This is a genomic window from Oceanobacillus sp. AG (genome assembly GCF_009746545.1).
Taxonomy (GTDB): domain Bacteria; phylum Bacillota; class Bacilli; order Bacillales; family Amphibacillaceae; genus Oceanobacillus; species Oceanobacillus indicireducens.
In genome coordinates this window covers 127,440-145,510 of the sequence record NZ_WOWT01000004.1, presented here as the reverse complement: position 1 = coordinate 145,510, position 18,071 = coordinate 127,440, and the positions used below count along the sequence as shown (strand labels likewise).

Genomic DNA, 18,071 nt, shown 5'->3' with positions numbered 1-18,071 from the left:
CAACTAGAAGAAGGAGTGTTAGAAATGAGTAAAAAAATTAGAACAGTATTAGGAGATATTGCGAAAGATGAACTGGGATTTACTTATAGTCATGAACATTTATGGACAAATCCCCCAGCATCTCAAAAAGACCGTGACTTGGAATTGACAGACTATGAAGCGAGTGTTAGTGAATTATGGCGCTTTAAAAAGGCTGGCGGAAATGCTTTACTAGATGCGACTACATTGGATTATGGACGTGATGCTTCTAAACTGGTCAGAATGTCCAAAGAAACAGGAGTTCATGTGCTTGCTACTTCCGGATTCAATAAGCATATCTATTTTCCAAACTGGGTGGATGCTTTAACCGTTGATGAAATCACCCAAAAACTAGTGAGAGATGTAACGATCGGAATGGATGGAACAGAGGCAAAATCTGGTTTCTTAAAAGCTGGTTCCTGGAACCAATTAATTCATCCTTTAGAAGAAAAAGTTACCCGTGCTGTTGCTAGAGCACAGTTGCAAACTGGCGCACCAATCTGGTTGCACACAGAAGCCGGAACAATGGGGATGGAGATGCTTGATGTTTTAGAAGAGGAGGGAGTTGATTTATCATTAGTCGCTGTTGGTCATAGTGATCGAAATGCTGATCCTTACTATCACTTACAGTTAGCAAAAAGAGGTGCCTATGTACAATTTGATGGAGTAAGCAAGATTAAATATTATCCTGATAGTACACGCGTATCCTTGATCCGTAATATGATCGATAACGGTTTTGCAAATCAATTACTCATCTCTGCAGATATGGGACGTCAGGCTTACTTACACGCATACGGTGGTGGACCTGGATTTGAATATATTTTGAAAAAATTCATCCCAAGATTATTGGATGAAGGTATTGATAAAAAAGATATTGATACTATTTTTGTTGATAATCCAGCCAATTGGTTAGCTAGATTTTAATAGGAGGGCTGATAATGAATCGTAACTTAATTGCAATTATCCGCGGGGTTGATCCTGAAGATATTGTCCCTATTACAAAAGGATTGTTAGAATCGGGTATATCTTGGCTGGAAGTTTCTTTAAGTGATGAAGCAAAAGGCTTAGAGTGTATTCGTAAAATAAGTGATGCATTTGCTGATGAAGTCCAACTCGGAGTAGGAACCGTAATATCAGAACGTCAAGTGGATGCAGCATTGGAAGCTGGTGCAACATACATCATTACACCAGGTTGGGACCGCGAAATAGCGAAGTATGTACGCGCAAAAGATATTCTCCTATTCCCTGGTGTCTTCTCGCCGGGTGAGATTATGCAAGCAGCGAGTCTCGACATCGAAACGGTTAAAGTATTTCCAGCTATCGACTTGGGATTTGGATTCATTAAAAATGTTCGAGGTCCTTTTCCAAACATGAATTTTATGGCAGTCGGCGGGGTAACGAAAGAAAACATTCATGAGTTTAAAAATGCTGGCTACTCCTCTTTTGCTATTGGAAGCGATCTGGTACCAAGATGGGCGTCAAGAAAAGACGTAGAAAAAATCAAGGAAAACGCAAAAGCATTTGTTCAATTATTGGAAAAGGAGGCATAGTCATGGGATCAGCAAAAGAAATTATCAAAATGAATCGTGATGAGGTAGCTACAGCTATAGAAGAGTTCCCGGTTGCTATTCTTCCTTTAGGTGCAACGGAGCAGCATGGACACCACATGCCTTTGGGAGTCGATATATATTTAGCGGAAGCGATGTCCAGAAGATTATCGGAAAGAACTGGGGCATTGATGTTACCGGCTATGCCTTTTGGTTATTCTTGGGTATGGCGTGACATTCCAGGCACTGTTTCCATACAGCAGCACCATGTGGAAAGTATAATAAAAGATGTAGCGCATAGTGTCTCACGCTATGGTGTGAAACTGTTAGTCCTAGTTAATGGACATGACTCAAATAAAACAAGTATGAAATATGCCACGAGAGAGCTGATGGATGAATTGGATATGCCGGTTATCTATATGTTTTATCCAAATTTAGAACAGATCCGCAGCGAGATTTGTGAATCGCCGACATGGCATGGCATGGTCCACGCTTGTGAGTTTGAAACTTCCTTAATGCTGGCAGTAAAACCTGAATTGGTTAATATGGAAAAAGCGGTGAAAGAGTATCCTGAAAAACCAAGCTTATATGGGAAGTCAACTATTTCCTTAGGCGACTTGAGTAAGAGTGGTATATACGGGGATGCTACTCTCGCAACTAAGGAAAAAGGCGAAGAGATGCTTGAGAAATATTTAGATTTGATGGAGACTTTGGTAGCAGAGGCTTATGATGAAGTTAAATAAAGAGTAAAGAAGAACTGAGACGTAGATAGCTTCAAATAGAAAGATGAAAAAGTTCCGAGTGATAAGAAGTTTGCTTGGGGCTTTTTTTGTGTAATTATATCTGGGTGATTAGAGCACCTTTATTCGCTCGAGTGAATGGGTGGTATGAGTAAACATTTGATCTCCGCCTCCGATAAACGCAATTAAAAACGTGTGAGAATTTTAAAAAAGGGTAGTTGAAAAAGGGAACGAGAAACCTCTTTATTGGTGTAATTGAATAAGGAGGCAAGAACCGGCTGCATAATTCAGGAATTGGGTTTGTGAGGAGGAGCGCTTATGTTTCGATTAGATAAAGAAAATAGAGAAAGATATACGAAAAATATAATAAATGCTTTATATGAAAATGATAAAGAAGAATTTCGTGAAAGCTATTTAGAACTTCACCCATCCGATCAAGTAGATATTTTTATTTCGTTGGATAAAGAGGGACGGGAAAGAGTGTATATGTTTTTGGAGCCGAAAGAGTTTGCAGTTATCTTCTCTGGCTTGTATTTTATTCATCAGCAAGTTTGTATCGAAGAATTGTCGGATGAATATTCCTCGAAAATGTTAAATAATATGTTTACAGATGATACGGTAAATTTTTTGAAACGGATTAATCAAGAGGAAGCAAAGCATATTTTGGATAATATGGAAAAGGAAAAAGCAGAGAAAATCCAGGTGATTCTAGATTATGATTTGGAAACCGCTGGATCCGTGATGACCTATGAATATATCACCGCTTTTCCTGAAGAAACCGCAGAAAACGTGTTAGACAAAATAAGGAGAAAAGGCTCTGATGCTGAAATTGTTTACTATACGTATGTAATAAATAGGAAAGGCTATTTAATGGGAGTTGTCACTTTAAAAAAATTAATTATAGCTGACCCCAATGATGCGGTCAGAGATATTATGCATAAACATATTGTATCTATTCCGGCAGAAATGGGACAAGAAGATGTCGGGAAAATTGTTCAGAAATATGACTTATTGGCAGTTCCCGTCGTAACAGATCAAAATCATCTACTGGGAATTATTACAGTGGATGACGTTATGGATATAATTGAACTGCAAACGACTAAGAGCTTTGGTGAATTCTCGACGGTAAAAGATGCAACGGAAACAGATACGAGTGCTTTTACAGCAGCAAAAAAACGTGCTCCTTGGATCGTTTTTCTCATGTTTGCCGGTCTGATCACAAGTGGAGTTATTGGACAATTTGAAGAAACGTTGGAATCAGTTGTCGTCCTAGCAGCTTTTATGCCGATGTTGATGGATTCGGGAGGAAACGTGGGAACTCAATCATTAGCAGTTTCTGTTAGAGGACTTGCACTTGGAACTATAGACGTGGAAGATCTGTGGCGAATGATTAGAAAAGAATTTTCGACAGGTTTTTTAATCGGATTTATTTGTATGGTGCTCATTACTACCTTGATTCTCATTTTTTATGGGAACATCATGCTAGGGGTAGTTGTTGGACTATCCATTCTTATTACATTAAGCATATCAGCGGTTATTGGGTTAATTTTCCCATTAATTCTAAGTAAATTAAGATTTGATCCTGCTATTGCTTCAGGTCCATTTATAACAACGATTAATGATATTGTTGCATTATTGATTTACTTTTCAATAGCTACGACATTTATGAATTATTTATAAGACGAAACTTCATTCAGTGGGAGTTTTGACGCCGAGGATGTTAGTGTGCGACGTTGCGCAACGAATCGCGTTTTTAGTCGACGGCTCATTTCCCACTGAATTAGCTTTCGTGAATCACGTTGTTAGCTTCTGTTATTTTTCGCTTAAATAGATTTGATTGAAGTTTTACGGTCGATTGCACCGTGATAAAACGGTTAAAAAGAAAGCGATGGCTTGTGTGACTTTAACGAGGGAAATGACTGAAAAAAGTGCACTTAAATTTTGCTGTTAAATGTCACTAGTTAGTTATTGGAAGGTTATTTCATCTACGGCTAAGCAAAGTTGTAAAGCGAAGGACGTACAAGCATTACTTGACCCACCTAGAGGAAAATTGCAGACAACAAAAAGACGAAAAGAATCCCATTCTGATCCTTTTCGTCTTTTTTTCATTTATTTGTAGCAGAAAGCAGCAGCCTACATACTCACCCAATTATTCCTTATTGCAGCAAGCACGGCATGCATCTGATTTTTAACCTTCAATTTTTTCATGATGGAAGATACATGATTCTTCACTGTCCTATCCGAAATGTTAAGTTGGTTTGCGATTTCTTCATTTTGACAGCCATTAGACATCCTCGAAAAATACGTATGGATATATTTATGGCCTTTTAAAATGTCATGAATGGCTGATTTAAATTGGAAATGCAATATTGCCCAACCATTGTTCATCCCCTATTTATTCAATATTTCTATAGTTTAAATCGTTGCACCACATCATTCAGTTCCTCAGCAGTTTTTGCCAGCTGTTCGGAACTTCCCGCTATTTCCTCCATTGAGCTGCTGTTTGCTGCGTGGATGCAGCAGTTTCTTCAACCCCCGCAGCAGATTCTTCTGATATGGAAGCTATCTCCTCAATGGTTCCGTTCATTTCTTGGGTGTTTGTGGTAATGTCAGAAAGATTTTCCGTTATTTGCGTAATATGTTCAACTACATCTGTGGAGGCATCCTTTATACTTTGCAGTTTTTCTCTAGTTGTTTCGATTTGACTTGTGCCTGCTGTAACTTCTTAGTATCCTCCCTGGAGTGATTCCGTCACGATTTTTGACTCATTCTGGATAGCATCCTCGATAGATGTTACATCTAATACAGATACGGAGACTTGTTCAGCGAGCTTTCTCACTTCATCTGCAACAACAGCAAATCCTTTTCCATGTTCGCCAGCTCGTGCTGCTTCAATTGCAGCGTTTTATGCGAGTAAATTTGTTTGATCTGCAACGTCGTTAATAACAGTTACCAATTTTGAGATTTCTTTAGCTTGTACATCTAAATGCTGTATCTTTTGAACGCCGTCTTGAATGATTCGATCGATTTTTTCCATTTGTGCTACGGAGCTCTCCATCAGCTGATTTCCCTCATTTGTCAAATGCAGAACATGCTTCAAATGGCCATCGACGGCTTCTCCCTTTTCATTGGCCTTAATAACTTTCGTTGTAAAAGAATTCATTGCTGATGCCAAGTCAGTCACACTATTTGCCTCTGTTTCCGATCCGGTGGCCAATTCCTGCATCGTTGCAGAGACTTGCTCGGTTCCTGACATTACTTCATTCGCCGACTGGGCCAACTCTTCACTGTTGCTCGCAACGATGCTTGAGTATTGGAAATATTCTCTAGTACTTTTCTGAAATCGGATTGCAATAGATTGACTGAATCAACTAATACTCTTGTTTCATCGTTTGAATTAACTTTAATTGGCTCAAGGCTTAGATTCCTCTGCGCTAGCTCATCCATTCTTTCAGTGGCTAATAAAAGTGGCCTAGTTATGCGATTGACAAAGAACCAAGTCATCATAATTCCAACCAATATTGAAATAACACTCGTAATTAATATTGCCTTTAGTATTTCATTAGCTGACTCATTAAAGTCACTCATATATGTACCATTACTGCTTTGCGTTAGTTGGGTGGGATGGGCTGATTGTTGTTGTTTCAATTATGAAGTGGAGCTATTTTATTATGACTGGAAGCAAGGAAGAGCGAAACTACTAAAAAGTTATTTAAACTTGGCTCAAACTACTAATTTATATAAGTTTGAAATAAAGCTTTTTAATTTACAATAATGATTGATAAAAACAATTAAATGCGATAATCTGTTCGTATAGTATTTTTGATATCTAAATTATTAATTTTACCCAAAAGAATAAAGCAAAATTATGATAAACCCACTGATTTATGATTTGAACAACTGTTTATGCTTTTTTGTTTTCTTAAGGCTAACTAGCCAACAACTGAATCAGTTCATCCAATCGAATCAGGTATGACAAAGAAGGTCCCCGCCACTATTTGAATACTATATTATTTTTACCTTGGCTTGAGCTGCTTGATTAGGCTCTTGACGCCATATCACTTCTAAGTTCGACAGACGTGTATGAGCCGCTAATGGCAATATCACGCAAACAAGGTTAAGGCTGAAGAGAGTATTGCTATTTGGTCTAATGTTCTCTTCGGATAACGACGGGTCATCTTTATGGCAATAATTAGGCCAAAGTACGGCAAACGAAACTATTCTTAAAGTAATTATAGAAATATTATTCAAGGAAACGAGTGTTATTACATTGTTAGAAAATTCATTAATTTTATTGATTAGAGAACCATCCTTAGACGTAATTATAGCTTCTATAATATCAATTTTGTCAATATCATTTGTTATTATAAAAATATTTTTTAAAGTATTGAATAAAAAACCGTTTGAAAAGATGCTAACCCCTAAATATGAAGCTGTTTGGGAAGATTTTCTTGAGATTATTTTTACATCACTTATTTTTACTTTTGGATTGATGTCGGCCGGGTATAGCATAGGAGTAAGGTTCAACCCTCTTGGCAACGTATGGTTGATACTGTTATTACAGTTAGTGTGGATAATTATTATAGCGGTATGTTTTATTATAATGGCTATTATATCAATTCCTAAATTTAAGAGTTTAATAAAACAAGGCTATACATCTAAAAAAATCATTAAATGTAGCCTTTTATTGAGTTATGTAGGTATTTTTTTTACAGTTATAATAATAATGTCGTTTTATGTGAGTAATGCTCTAGAAGAAGATGTTTCTTTATACAATCAATTACCTGTTATGTTTTTCTTTGGAATAACTAATGTTATTTTGTTTACTATTAGTGTTGCAACAGTAAGGCTAATTAATCGTGCGCTACATTTATTTAATATGCAGAGAGAGATTTACAAAGTATCTAAAATCGATTCAAATCAGGTAAACAATTTATACTTTATTTATGCAATGAAGGAAGATATTCATATTTTAAGAGAAACTAAAGATTTAAATGACAATGACTTATCGGTAGTATTTGTTTATTATGTTAAGGAAGATATTCTTTTGAAATACCAAAAGCAATCAATAATTACTACTAAAAAAAGAGTAGAGGCAGTCAAATAATATCGCGGAGCAGTAGCACGAAAATAGACAATTCAAATGAAAAAATAGCTAATAATATATAGTATAAACATGTGAATAATTAAAAAACAATGTATTTATTAATCGAATAATGAAAGTTTGGCTGTTTAATCATTGGTAAAATGGTAATATGAACGAATGTTTGTGGTAGAATAGCGTATTTATAAACTTGAAAATAATAAAAACCTCTTGTAAAACGCTTACGAGTAATATATACTTTTACTAAATCGATTTACTAAACCGATTTAGTAAAGAGTTCTAGGAGAAGATAGATGAAGAAGACGACAATAGCGGATGTTGCAAAACATGCCAACGTATCAAAAAGTACAGTTTCTCAATATTTGAATCAGCGCTATGACTATATGGGGGAGCAAACGAAAAAACGAATTGAAAAAGCAATTGAGGAGTTGAACTATAGCCCTAACATTTTGGCAAGGGGATTAAAGCAAAAGTCTTCCACAACGATAGGGGTTATTGTAGCGAATATTTTACATGTGTTTTCTACTCAGGTTATCCGAGCAATTGAAGATTTTTGTAATGAAAAGGATTTCCACGTCATTGTTTGTAATGCAGACGATGACCCGGTTAAAGAAAAACGATATATTGAAATGCTTCGAGCAAAGCAGGTAGATGGCATCATCGCATTTCCTACTGGAGAAAACGTCGAATTATATAAAGGAATAATTGAGGGAAATTATCCAGTAGTATTTATGGATAGATTAATTCCTGAGATTCCCATTAATACAATTTTGCTGGATAATGAACAGGCAGCATTTTTAGCAGTTGATGAGTTTGTGAAAAAGGGACATGAACGCATAGGAGTGGTTTCTCCTCCGTTAACTCAAAAAGTTACACCAAGATTTGAACGGATTCAAGGATACAAAAAGGCCTTGGAGCACCATGGTATCCGGGTTGAGCCGACTTATATTTTAAGTGGAGAGATAGAGGAAATGCATAGAAAATTAAAAGAAATGATGTGTTTACCTATACCGCCAACTGCATTGCTTGCAATAAACGATCGTACGCTAATTGAAATATTAACATACACAAAAGAAGAGCAGCTGCGGATACCGGATGATTTGGCATTAATTAATGTCGATGATGTATCTTTTGCAAGTATTTATAATCCTGCACTGACAACAATAGCCCAACCGGCGTTTGAAATGGGAAAAAAAGCAGCAGAAGTTCTATTTGATTTGATGCATGACAAAAATTTATCTACCGACACGAAAGTATATCGTTTTAAACCTGAGTTAATTATAAGAGAATCTTGTTGAAGAAAGGTGATCAGCCGTGAAAAATATTATTAACACAGTTGCATTAGAAGTAAAGGAAGTATTAGAAAAAGTTGATTCCAATGAAGCAATCAGACTAGCAGAGGAAATCGAGCGTGTAAACCGGATATTTATAGCAGGGACGGGACGGTCTGGACTAATTGGCAAAGTAGTAGCTATGCGATTAATGCATAGCGGCTATCCGGTTTATGTTGTTGGGGAGACGATAACGCCAAGTATCGGTTCGGATGATTTACTGCTTATTATCTCGGGGTCGGGAAGTACCAGCTCACTTATAAATTATGCAAAAAGGGCGAAAGAGATAGAGGCAACAGTCGCATTAGTTACAACAAATAGAGATTCGAAGATAGGAAGTATAAGTGATTATCTTATTATAATTCCCGCAGCAACTAAGAAACGTTTGGAATCTGAACCAACTACAGCCCAACCGCTTGGAAATCAATTTGATCAGTCGGCGCACTTGCTGCTTGATGCAGTTGTTATATATCTTTTAAATAATAATCCAGATAGAAACAGCCATACAAGTTTGGAGCAAAAACATACAAATCTAGAATAATAGGGAGTGTCCATGAATGAATTTAATCGAACAAATTCAACAAAGTAAAATAGTAGCTGTCATTCGAAACGCAGATGAGAATAATATTGTTCCTATTCTTAATGCTTTACATGAAGGGGGCGTTCAATCAGTCGAGATCACTGCTGAAACTCCAAATGTTTTGCAAGTAATTGATACCGCTGTCAAACATGTGGGAGATAAAATAAATATTGGTGCCGGAACAGTGCTTGATCTGGAAACTGCAAGATCTGTCATTATGGCGGGAGCGAAGTTTATTGTATCTCCAACATTGAATATCGAAACGTTAAAGTTAACAAATCGCTATGGAATCTTAAACATACCCGGAGTCCTGACTCCAACAGAAATTGTGACTGCTTATGAAAGCGGTGCCCAAATGGTTAAAATTTTCCCGGCCAATGCATTCGGACCAAATTATGTAAAAAATATCCTTGGTCCATTACCGCATGTGAAGGCGATGGTTACTGGTGGAATTACGCTTGAGAACATAAATGAATACCTTTCTAAAGGAAGTATAGCTGTTGGAATAGGAAGCAATCTTGTAAACGCAAAGCAATTAAAGAAAGCTGAAGATTACGAACACTTAATACAAACAGCAAGAAAGTATGTAGAAAAGATAAACGAGCTAGAGGGATAAATACTAATATTAATAAGGAGGCTTATCACATGAAAAATTGTAACTATACTTTTATTCTGATCATTTTTATATCACTTGCTGTTCTATTGGCTGGTTGTAATACCAATGATATAGAAGTTGAGGATGATGGAAAAATAAAATTGATTACAGCACATAACCAGACGTCACCTGATAATCCCTACCAGGTCGGTTTACTGAAGTTTAAAGAGATAGTAGAGGAAAAATCTGATGGGAAAATAGAGGTAGAAGTGCATGCGGGTACAATTGGTACAGAAGAATCGCAGCTAATTGAGAAGCTGCAGCTTGGTGCAGCCGATCTTGTAGTCGTGTCGCCTGGTCTTATGACACAAACAGGAATTCGAGAAGTAGATATTTTTTCTGCTCCATATTTGTTTAATAGTTATGATCATTGGTTAAGAGCAGTTGATGGAGAAGTTGGGGAAGAAATGGCAGCAATTATCAATGAAAAATCCAATAATTCTTTTAAACTAATAGGCTATTGGTCAGCTGGGGTTAGACATTTCTACGGGAAAATTCCTTTGGAAACGGTGGATGATCTGAAGGGTCTTTCTCTAAGAACACAAACGTCTGGAGTTATATCTGATTTCTGGAAGGAAACTGGTGCAATCCCTTCATCTATATCATGGGGCGAATTGTATCAAGGTTTGCAACAGGATGTTGTTGACTCTTCAGAAAACGCTTACCCGTTTTTTGTGCAACAGGCACATCACACTACCTCTAATGGTAAGTATATAACGGAAACAGCTCATGATTACACGACCAGACTCGTCTTATTTAATGGAGAAAAATTTGATAATTTCCCAGAAGAATATCAAGAAATTATTTTAGACGCAGCTGAACAATCTGTAGTCGCAGAGCGTGAAGCAACGAATGCACAAGATATCGAATATAAAGAAAAAGCTATATCTGATGGAGCGATCATCAACGAGATTGATAGGGAGCAATTTATTGAAATTGCAAGGCCAATCCTGGATGAATTTGTAAAAGAGATTGAAGCTGAAGAATTATTGCAGAAGATAAGAGAATTAGAGTAAATAATTGAAGGAGGTCATATCATGAAGCGTTTCGTAAACATACTTGAAAAAGTACAAATCATTACTGGTGTTATATTTCTATGTATATTCTTTTTCATTATTATATTGCAAATAGTCACCAGACATTTGGGTGTATCTGTCATTTGGACAGAAGAGGTGGCGAACTATTCCTTTATTTGGGCAGTCTTTATGGGGGCTGCAGTAATGGTGAATCGTAGAGAACATTTTAATTTTGATTTCTTAATCCAAAAATTGCAAGGGAAAAAAAGAATGTCCTTAAGTGTATTTAATGATTTGGTTCTCATCGTTTTTAATATTTGTATATTTTTGCTAGGTTTGCAAGTTGTAACAGAGTTTTGGAATTATACTTGGGCAACAATACCAGAAATGAAGATGGGATATGTCTGGTTAGCTATCCCAATCATGGCAGGAACGATGATTATTTATTCAGTGTCCCATTTAATTAATCATGTCCAGGCAGTAAAAGTGAAGGGGGTAAGTGAATAATGGGATTTTTATTACTCGGCTTATTTATTATATTAATGATTGTTGGTGTTCCAATAGCATTTGTTATCGGGATAGTCGCTTTGTTAGGTATCTTTGGAATCCCTTACACACCTGAGGCTACCGTGCCAATGTCCATGGTTAATGGGCTGGATTCATTTGTTTTGCTTGCGGTTCCGTTGTTTATATTAGCTGCGAATTTAATGAACTCTGGTAAAATCTCAGAAAAACTTATCAACCTTGCTTTAGCAATTGTGGGACCAGTTCGCGGGGGACTGGCACATGCAAATATTCTTGTATCGATGATGTTTGCTGGTGTATCTGGTGCAGCACAAGCAGATACTGCCGGTGTTGGGAAAATACTGATTCCGAGTATGCTTCAAAAAGGATATGATAAGGAAACCTCTGTTGGGGTCACAGCAGCATCATCAACAGTTGGAGTCGTTATACCGCCAAGTATTCCAATGATCATCTTTGCAGGTCTAACGAATGCATCAATTGGAGCGTTGTTTCTTGGTGGAATTATACCTGGTATTTTAATTGGCTTAGGAATGATGGTTTTCGTCTACTTCATGGCAATTAAACGGGATTATCCTAGAGATGCGCGTGTTGAGTTTAGAAAGTTCATGAAGTTATTGATAGAGGCTATCCCAGCACTGCTAACTCCAATCATTATCATTGGGGGGATTATTACAGGCTTCTTTACTGCTACGGAAGCTGCTGCAGTAGCTTCCGTATATACACTACTTGTTTGTATGTTTTACTATAAAACGTTACACGTAAAAGACTTGCCAGGTATTTTAATGGATACCCTCGCACTGAGTTCTTTATCTTTATTTGCATTAGCTGCAGCAAGTGCGCTAGGAGAATTAATGAGTTATTATCAATTGGGATCGCTTGCGCAGGAGTTCTTTACGAATAATGTAGGAACAGAGTGGTTATTTATTATTATCGTGATTGCATTCTTCTTGTTTGTTGGAACGTTTATGGATGCAATTCCAGCAATGATTTTATTTGTCCCTGTCATTCTTCCGACAGCATTGCAGTTTGGAATTGATCCGGTTCATCTTGGGTTGATTGTCGTTATTACATTAGCGATTGGATTAATTACGCCACCTTATGGATTATGTTTATTACTTGCAGCAAAAATTGGAAATATGTCCATTGAGAGATCGTTTTTAGCAGTTATTCCATATATTGCAATAATTTTGATTGTGTTACTGTTTGTTGCATTCTTCCCGGAAATTGCATTTTTTATTCCAAAAGTGATTAACCCTGGATTATTTTAGCAATAGTTAATAGTTTATGAGGAGAGATAATAATGAAAAATAAACAGAAGCAGATGGCTGCTGAAGCTTCTATAGAATTTATAAAAGATGGGATGACAGTCGGACTGGGTTCTGGCTCCACCATCAACTTCATGCTTGAACAGCTTGCTGAACGTGTGAAAGAAGGCCTTAAAATTAACGGTATACCTTCTTCTTTAAAAACAGAACGATATGCGAAACGATTAGGAATCCCGTTGAGTGATTTTTCAACAACGACAAAGATTGATATAGCGATTGACGGGGCTGACGAAGTGGATCCAAACCTCCATCTCTTAAAAGGTGGTGGTGGATCACTTGTTAGGGAAAAAATTGTTGATCGAGCAGCTGATAAGCTTATTATTATTGTTGACTCATCAAAGGTTGTATCTAAATTAGGTGAATTCCCGCTCCCTGTTGAAGTACTGCCATTTGGGTTTGAGGTGACAACGGAGCAAATTTCAGCAGCTGGATGTGTCGCGGTTTTAAGGGAAAAGGATGGACAGCCATTCGTATCAGATAATGGAAATTATATCTTAGATTGTAAGTTTGACAGTATTGAAGACCCACAAGCACTGCATGAAAAATTAAAAAGCATTACAGGAGTTGTCGAAACTGGTTTATTTCCGCAAATGGCTCATAAAGTGATTGTTGCAAGAGAAGGAACGGTTGACATTTTACAAAGGTAAGTGTCAAGAGGAGGTAGCTGAAATGAATGACGTGATTACAATTGGTGAGGCTATGATTGCATTTAGCCCACAATCAACGGGACCAATGAAGTTCGTAAATATGTTTGAGAAAAAGGTGGGTGGAGCGGAGTTAAACCTAGCAATTGGTTGCTCGCGCTTAGGGCTGAAAGCAGGTTATATTAGTAGATTAGGTAATGATGAATTCGGTAAATATATTTATAATTTTGCCCGTGGTGAAGGGATAGATATGTCACAGGTTAAATTAGTGGATGGTTATCCTACATCGTTGAATTTTAAAGAAATTATGGAAGATGGAAATGTCAGGACATTTTATTATCGTGATAAATCTCCAACACTAGCAATGAAGCCTGAAGATTTGTATGAAGAATACTTTAAGACTGCGAAAATACTCCATATAACAGGTATTTATCCCGCAATTGGTAAAATTAATATCGATGTTATCTATAAAGCAATCGAATTAGCGAAGAAAAATAACTTGCTAATTTCTTTTGACCCAAATATAAGGCTTCGGATGTGGAGCAAGAAAGAGGCAAGTCAAGTGCTAGCTGAAATTCTTCCACATGTTGATATCTTGTTAGCTGGGGATGAAGAAATGGATATTATTATTGGTGAGAAGAATCCTAAAGCTATCATTGAAAAGACGAAAAAAATGGGAGTTACTTATATAGCTGTAAAGCAAGGTGAAAATGGCTCTGTCGGCTATTACAAGGGGGAAATTGTTGAAGCGCCACCTGTAAAATCTAACAAGGTTGTTGATACGGTAGGAGCTGGAGATGGTTTCAATGCAGGTGTGCTTTATGGAATTTTGAATAAGTGGCCACTTGAAAAAACATTGCATTTTGCCAATACGATTGGTTCGATGGTTGTTAGTGTTGTTGGCGATAATGAAGGATTGCCATATTATGAAGATGTTCAAGGGAAACTAGGTGAAATTGAACGTATCGAGCGATAGAAATGAGGTGCAATAATGAAGCTACAATTAGCATTAGACAGACTTACTGAACAAGAATGTTTTCATTTGATGGAAGAAGTAAAGGAACATATTGATATTATTGAGATAGGGACGGGTGTTATCAAAGAGTATGGCATGATGATTGTAAAAGAAATGCGAGAGCGTTATCCAGATAAGTTAATCCTTTCAGATATGAAAACTTGTGATGCAGGCAGGCATGAAGCGTACCAGGCTTTTAAAGCCGGTTCAGATATAATGACAGTTATGGCATTATCGTCTGACTTGACGATAAAAGAGGTGTTGCACACAGCTGAAGAGATGGGGACTCAGGTGATGGTTGATTTGCTCGAGGTACATTCAAAGGAACGAATTAAAGAACTTGAACAGCTAGGTGTAAGGCTTGTTAGCCTTCATATTGGGAAAGACAGACAAGCAGAAGGAGGTTTTACAACCGATTTGTTTTCTCTAGTAAAGGGATCACCGTTAGAAATAGCGGTGGCAGGTGGGATTAATTTGGAATCACTGCCTGAAATTATCGAAGAGAAACCAGATATCATCATTGTCGGAAGTGCGATAACAGCAGCAGATAATCCAAACCTTGTAGCTTCGGAAATGAAAAGGATAATCAATCAATATTAAAGTTTTATTATAAAGTAAAAATTTGGTTTCATTAATATTGAAAGAGAATGATGAAAAGAAGCTGATTGCTGGAGTTCTAAGTGCTTTAATATTTTATATAAAATTGTTGTAATTGCTTAAGAAAAACAGTTCTGGGACAGGTACTCGTCCAAGACTAATGAGACAGTCTACAAGGAACCTGTCCCTCCGTCCATTTTCCACATTAATTTCTCCACTATTTTAAAACAACTGTTTTAAGTGATTTCCCCAGCATTTTATTCAATATTTTATTATTTCATACCATAGTTGTTTATCATTAAATATTAAGAACTAAAGGAAAATATGTATTTAACAATTGGCATAAACTATAAATTCGCGGTACATTTTTTCAATAGCAATATAAAAAGGAACAAATGACGTGATACCCAAGCCATGTGTTGTTAACTCCTCTGTGGTTGTTACGTATATATTATAAGGCGACATTTGTGCAAGTTTGTTATTTTGAAGATTGGTAATGGTGATAACCGTTACCCCCTTTGCGTTGAGTTGTTTAGTTTTGGATGCGATTTCAGGTGTGTCCCCTGATAAAGAAATCGTAATGACAACATCTGAGGCATTCATACCACGGTACATTGCATCAAATTCTACTTGATCATGTATAAGGATAAGATATGTCTGAATTATGGAAAACATACGCTGACATTCAGCTGCGCAAAACTGTTGAGCCGTTCCAGTTCCATGTATAAAAATACGATTAGCATTTAAAAGTATTTCACTAATACTTCGAAAATCGACTGTATTTAAATTTTTAAATGTTTGTAATATATCAGAATGGAGTGTTTCGCTTAAATTTCCAGTATGATATTCAGATTGGCTCTCCCATTTTAAAAATGTTTTAAATTCACTAAATCCGTTAAAATCTAACTTTTTGGCAAGCCTATGAATAGATGAACGAGAAACAAAACAAATATCTGCCAACTCATTGATACTGAGATTATAGCATTTATCCTTATTACTTAATACATACTGAAGGACGGACAAATCATTTTCATTCAGTTTTTCATAATTCTTATTAATAAGCATTACTAGTTTCATTGAGTTCTCCTACCTTATCATTAGAATTACTTCCATTATAGCATTTCATATTTACACTGGGAAAATTCCCACTTTTTGAATGCGCTCTCATACTTATCATTTCCTTCCCTAATGGCTCTAATCCTATTGAATCGGCCCATTGCCAACACTATACTAAATGTATCAATGAAAAATGATAGAATATTTTTCGTTGACATCCATCACATTGAAGGAGGCATACGATTGTAGAAAGCCAATGAAAAGTTATTCTTTCTAATCAGAAAATGTTTATCAACAGATCTACATGGGGGTGTAAATTATGAAGGCGGTTCGAAGATTTGGAAGCGCAATGATTGTGCCAGTTCTCTTGTTTCCATTCTTTGGTATTATTGTAGGTTTAGCTACCCTTTTCAAAAACGAAGCTGTCATGGGAGAATTAGCAAACCCTGATGGGCTTTGGTACCAAATATGGTCATTGATTGAAAATGGCGGTTGGACAGTCTTCAATCAAATGGAGCTGGTTTTTGTAATCGGTTTACCGATATCTTTAGCCAAAAAAGCACCTGGTCGAGCGGTCTTAGCAGCAGTAATGGGCTACCTAACATTTAACTACTTCATTAACGGTATTTTAGATATTTGGGGGCCAGCGTTTGGTGTTAATTTTGCAGCTGAGGCTGGTGGAACCAGTGGATTAAAAGAAATTGCAGGAATTAAAACATTAGACACTAATATAATTGGTGCTATCTTTATTTCCGCTATCGTCATTTGGCTTCATAATCGTTACTATGACAAAAAGTTACCAGAGGCTGTAGGTATTTTCCAAGGTACTCCTTTTGTAGTAATGATATCATTTGCAATTATGGCACCGTTAGCATTTTTTACAAGTTGGTTATGGCCAATGGTACAAGATGGTATTGCTTCTTTGCAGGGATTTTTGGTTTCATCTAAGTATATAGGTGTGTGGCTATTTCATTTTTTGGAACGTATTTTAATTCCTACAGGACTACATCACTTTATTTATACCCCGTTTGAATACGGCCCAGCAGTCATAGATGGAGGAGCAAAACCATATTGGATTACTCACTTAACAGAGTATTCTCAGACAACCGAGTCCCTAAGAGACATTTATCCAGGCGGTGGATTCTTACTACAAGGAAATATTAAAATGTTCGCTTCCATAGGTATTGCTTATGCGATGTATCACACAGCAAAACCAGATCAACGTAAAAAAGTAGGTGCATTACTGCTTGCGGCCACATTAACTGCTGTATTTGCAGGAATTACAGAACCACTTGAATTTACTTTCTTATTCATTGCACCATACCTATTTGCAATTCATGCTTTATTAGGTGCAACAATGGTTACAATAATGTATGCTTTCGGACTCGTAAGCGGTAACATGGGAGGTGGTCTCATTGAAATTGCTGCAACTAACTGGGTTCCGTTAATGGGTAATCATTGGGGTGTATATCTCACTCAAATTATCATCGGAATAATATTCATTTTCATATATTACTTTACGTTCAGGTTCTTAATACTAAAATTTGATATCCCAATGCCTGGACGAGATGATAAAAATGAAACAACTCTTTATACAAAAGAAGATTATAAAAACAAAAAAACAGGGGAAGCATCTGGTGAGCAAGATGATTCTGTAAATAATGATTATGCGACCAAAGCAGATGTTTTTTTAGAAGGACTAGGTGGTGTAGCTAATATTGTAGACATCACAAACTGCGCAACGCGTTTAAGGGTCACTGTAAATGATGAAAGTATAGTTAAAGAAGATGCTTACTTCAAAGAGCTTGGTGATGCTCACGGTGTGATAAGAAATAAAAAAAGCATTCAAATTATTGTTGGATTATCCGTTCCGCAGGTCCGTGATTCAATCGATCAAATACTAAATAAGAATCAGTAA

The 18,071-nt window shown here is 36.7% G+C and carries 19 protein-coding genes and 2 pseudogenes; 15 read left to right on the top strand and 6 right to left on the bottom strand.

Annotation, left to right across the window (positions count from 1 at the left end):
* Positions 1-24: 24 nt before the first annotated feature.
* The 4 genes from GN217_RS03340 to mgtE all read left to right on the top strand — a co-directional run bounded on the left by GN217_RS03340 (position 25) and on the right by mgtE (position 3,985).
* Positions 25-942 carry a phosphotriesterase family protein gene (locus GN217_RS03340; protein ID WP_156855230.1) on the top strand — a complete coding sequence of 306 codons (918 nt, stop codon included), beginning with the start codon at positions 25-27 and terminating at the stop codon, positions 940-942.
* 14 nt (positions 943-956) lie between these two features.
* Entirely contained in the window at positions 957-1,568 is a 612-nt protein-coding gene (locus GN217_RS03335; RefSeq protein WP_156855229.1) for a bifunctional 4-hydroxy-2-oxoglutarate aldolase/2-dehydro-3-deoxy-phosphogluconate aldolase, read from the top strand.
* Positions 1,569-1,570: 2 nt separating this feature from the next.
* A complete protein-coding gene (locus tag GN217_RS03330) occupies positions 1,571-2,308 on the top strand; it encodes a creatininase family protein (RefSeq protein WP_156855228.1) in 738 nt (245 codons plus the stop codon).
* A 315-nt stretch (positions 2,309-2,623) separates the two neighbouring features.
* Positions 2,624-3,985, top strand: coding sequence for a magnesium transporter (gene mgtE / locus GN217_RS03325; RefSeq protein ID WP_156855227.1), 1,362 nt, complete (start codon positions 2,624-2,626; stop codon positions 3,983-3,985).
* A 453-nt stretch (positions 3,986-4,438) separates the two neighbouring features.
* Here the strand turns inward: mgtE and GN217_RS03320 are convergent, their stop codons facing one another.
* From GN217_RS03320 to GN217_RS03305, 5 genes and pseudogenes are all read right to left on the bottom strand, one after another.
* Complete coding sequence (locus GN217_RS03320; protein WP_156855226.1) at positions 4,439-4,693, bottom strand: response regulator transcription factor; 255 nt, start codon at positions 4,691-4,693, stop codon at positions 4,439-4,441.
* Positions 4,694-5,030: 337 nt separating this feature from the next.
* Positions 5,031-5,150 (bottom strand): annotated as a pseudogene (locus GN217_RS18860) (hypothetical protein); the annotation flags it as partial.
* A pseudogene (locus tag GN217_RS19360) lies at positions 5,130-5,252 on the bottom strand (methyl-accepting chemotaxis protein); the annotation flags it as partial. The pseudogenes GN217_RS18860 and GN217_RS19360, both read right to left, overlap by 21 nt.
* Positions 5,253-5,560: 308 nt before the next feature.
* On the bottom strand, positions 5,561-5,953 hold the full coding sequence (locus GN217_RS03310) for a HAMP domain-containing protein (RefSeq protein WP_156855225.1): 393 nt from the start codon (positions 5,951-5,953) through the stop codon (positions 5,561-5,563).
* 357 nt (positions 5,954-6,310) lie between these two features.
* The gene (locus tag GN217_RS03305; protein WP_198042576.1) at positions 6,311-6,817 is read right to left on the bottom strand and encodes a hypothetical protein; all 507 of its coding nucleotides are present in this window, start codon (positions 6,815-6,817) and stop codon (positions 6,311-6,313) included.
* Between the two features lie 91 nt (positions 6,818-6,908).
* Here GN217_RS03305 and GN217_RS03300 point away from each other — a divergent pair, with 91 nt between their 5' ends.
* The 10 genes from GN217_RS03300 (at position 6,909) to hxlA (ending at position 15,100) form a co-directional block, all read left to right on the top strand.
* Positions 6,909-7,412 (top strand): hypothetical protein, encoded by a 504-nt coding sequence (locus GN217_RS03300; RefSeq protein ID WP_156855223.1) that lies wholly within the window; start codon positions 6,909-6,911, stop codon positions 7,410-7,412.
* 290 nt (positions 7,413-7,702) lie between these two features.
* Entirely contained in the window at positions 7,703-8,707 is a 1,005-nt protein-coding gene (locus tag GN217_RS03295; RefSeq protein WP_156855222.1) for a LacI family DNA-binding transcriptional regulator, read from the top strand.
* A 16-nt stretch (positions 8,708-8,723) separates the two neighbouring features.
* Complete coding sequence (gene hxlB / locus GN217_RS03290) at positions 8,724-9,281, top strand: 6-phospho-3-hexuloisomerase (RefSeq protein ID WP_156855221.1); 558 nt, start codon at positions 8,724-8,726, stop codon at positions 9,279-9,281.
* A 16-nt stretch (positions 9,282-9,297) separates the two neighbouring features.
* A complete protein-coding gene (locus tag GN217_RS03285; RefSeq protein WP_156855220.1) occupies positions 9,298-9,936 on the top strand; it encodes a bifunctional 4-hydroxy-2-oxoglutarate aldolase/2-dehydro-3-deoxy-phosphogluconate aldolase in 639 nt (212 codons plus the stop codon).
* Positions 9,937-9,965: 29 nt separating this feature from the next.
* Positions 9,966-10,991 (top strand): TRAP transporter substrate-binding protein, encoded by a 1,026-nt coding sequence (locus GN217_RS03280; RefSeq protein ID WP_156855219.1) that lies wholly within the window; start codon positions 9,966-9,968, stop codon positions 10,989-10,991.
* A 21-nt stretch (positions 10,992-11,012) separates the two neighbouring features.
* Entirely contained in the window at positions 11,013-11,498 is a 486-nt protein-coding gene (locus GN217_RS03275) for a TRAP transporter small permease (RefSeq protein WP_156855218.1), read from the top strand.
* On the top strand, positions 11,498-12,784 hold the full coding sequence (locus GN217_RS03270; protein ID WP_156855217.1) for a TRAP transporter large permease: 1,287 nt from the start codon (positions 11,498-11,500) through the stop codon (positions 12,782-12,784). The genes GN217_RS03275 and GN217_RS03270 overlap by 1 nt, the downstream gene beginning before the upstream one ends.
* A 32-nt stretch (positions 12,785-12,816) precedes the next feature.
* The gene (gene rpiA, locus GN217_RS03265) at positions 12,817-13,488 is read left to right on the top strand and encodes a ribose-5-phosphate isomerase RpiA (RefSeq protein ID WP_156855216.1); all 672 of its coding nucleotides are present in this window, start codon (positions 12,817-12,819) and stop codon (positions 13,486-13,488) included.
* Between the two features lie 22 nt (positions 13,489-13,510).
* The gene (locus GN217_RS03260; RefSeq protein WP_156855215.1) at positions 13,511-14,461 is read left to right on the top strand and encodes a sugar kinase; all 951 of its coding nucleotides are present in this window, start codon (positions 13,511-13,513) and stop codon (positions 14,459-14,461) included.
* Positions 14,462-14,476: 15 nt separating this feature from the next.
* Complete coding sequence (gene hxlA / locus GN217_RS03255; RefSeq protein WP_156855214.1) at positions 14,477-15,100, top strand: 3-hexulose-6-phosphate synthase; 624 nt, start codon at positions 14,477-14,479, stop codon at positions 15,098-15,100.
* Positions 15,101-15,427: 327 nt separating this feature from the next.
* Here the strand turns inward: hxlA and GN217_RS03250 are convergent, their stop codons facing one another.
* On the bottom strand, positions 15,428-16,174 hold the full coding sequence (locus GN217_RS03250; protein ID WP_156855213.1) for a MurR/RpiR family transcriptional regulator: 747 nt from the start codon (positions 16,172-16,174) through the stop codon (positions 15,428-15,430).
* 298 nt (positions 16,175-16,472) lie between these two features.
* On the opposite strand from GN217_RS03250, the gene GN217_RS03245 reads away from it, so the two are divergent.
* On the top strand, positions 16,473-18,071 hold the full coding sequence (locus GN217_RS03245) for an alpha-glucoside-specific PTS transporter subunit IIBC (protein WP_156855212.1): 1,599 nt from the start codon (positions 16,473-16,475) through the stop codon (positions 18,069-18,071).

Excerpts from the sequence above, each read along its gene's own strand:
- rpiA (WP_156855216.1), top strand. The coding sequence starts at position 12,817 with ATGAAAAATAAACAGAAGCAGATGGCTGCTGAAGCTTCTATAGAATTT.
- GN217_RS03245 (WP_156855212.1), top strand. The coding sequence starts at position 16,473 with ATGAAGGCGGTTCGAAGATTTGGAAGCGCAATGATTGTGCCAGTTCTC.
- mgtE (WP_156855227.1), top strand. The coding sequence starts at position 2,624 with ATGTTTCGATTAGATAAAGAAAATAGAGAAAGATATACGAAAAATATA.
- GN217_RS03295 (WP_156855222.1), top strand. The coding sequence starts at position 7,703 with ATGAAGAAGACGACAATAGCGGATGTTGCAAAACATGCCAACGTATCA.
- GN217_RS03340 (WP_156855230.1), top strand. The coding sequence starts at position 25 with ATGAGTAAAAAAATTAGAACAGTATTAGGAGATATTGCGAAAGATGAA.
- GN217_RS03260 (WP_156855215.1), top strand. The coding sequence starts at position 13,511 with ATGAATGACGTGATTACAATTGGTGAGGCTATGATTGCATTTAGCCCA.
- GN217_RS03305 (WP_198042576.1), bottom strand. The coding sequence starts at position 6,817 with ATGCTATACCCGGCCGACATCAATCCAAAAGTAAAAATAAGTGATGTA.
- GN217_RS03300 (WP_156855223.1), top strand. The coding sequence starts at position 6,909 with ATGGCTATTATATCAATTCCTAAATTTAAGAGTTTAATAAAACAAGGC.
- GN217_RS03275 (WP_156855218.1), top strand. The coding sequence starts at position 11,013 with ATGAAGCGTTTCGTAAACATACTTGAAAAAGTACAAATCATTACTGGT.
- GN217_RS03270 (WP_156855217.1), top strand. The coding sequence starts at position 11,498 with ATGGGATTTTTATTACTCGGCTTATTTATTATATTAATGATTGTTGGT.
- GN217_RS03330 (WP_156855228.1), top strand. The coding sequence starts at position 1,571 with ATGGGATCAGCAAAAGAAATTATCAAAATGAATCGTGATGAGGTAGCT.
- GN217_RS03250 (WP_156855213.1), bottom strand. The coding sequence starts at position 16,174 with ATGAAACTAGTAATGCTTATTAATAAGAATTATGAAAAACTGAATGAA.
- GN217_RS03285 (WP_156855220.1), top strand. The coding sequence starts at position 9,298 with ATGAATTTAATCGAACAAATTCAACAAAGTAAAATAGTAGCTGTCATT.
- hxlA (WP_156855214.1), top strand. The coding sequence starts at position 14,477 with ATGAAGCTACAATTAGCATTAGACAGACTTACTGAACAAGAATGTTTT.
- GN217_RS03320 (WP_156855226.1), bottom strand. The coding sequence starts at position 4,693 with ATGAACAATGGTTGGGCAATATTGCATTTCCAATTTAAATCAGCCATT.
- GN217_RS03335 (WP_156855229.1), top strand. The coding sequence starts at position 957 with ATGAATCGTAACTTAATTGCAATTATCCGCGGGGTTGATCCTGAAGAT.
- GN217_RS03280 (WP_156855219.1), top strand. The coding sequence starts at position 9,966 with ATGAAAAATTGTAACTATACTTTTATTCTGATCATTTTTATATCACTT.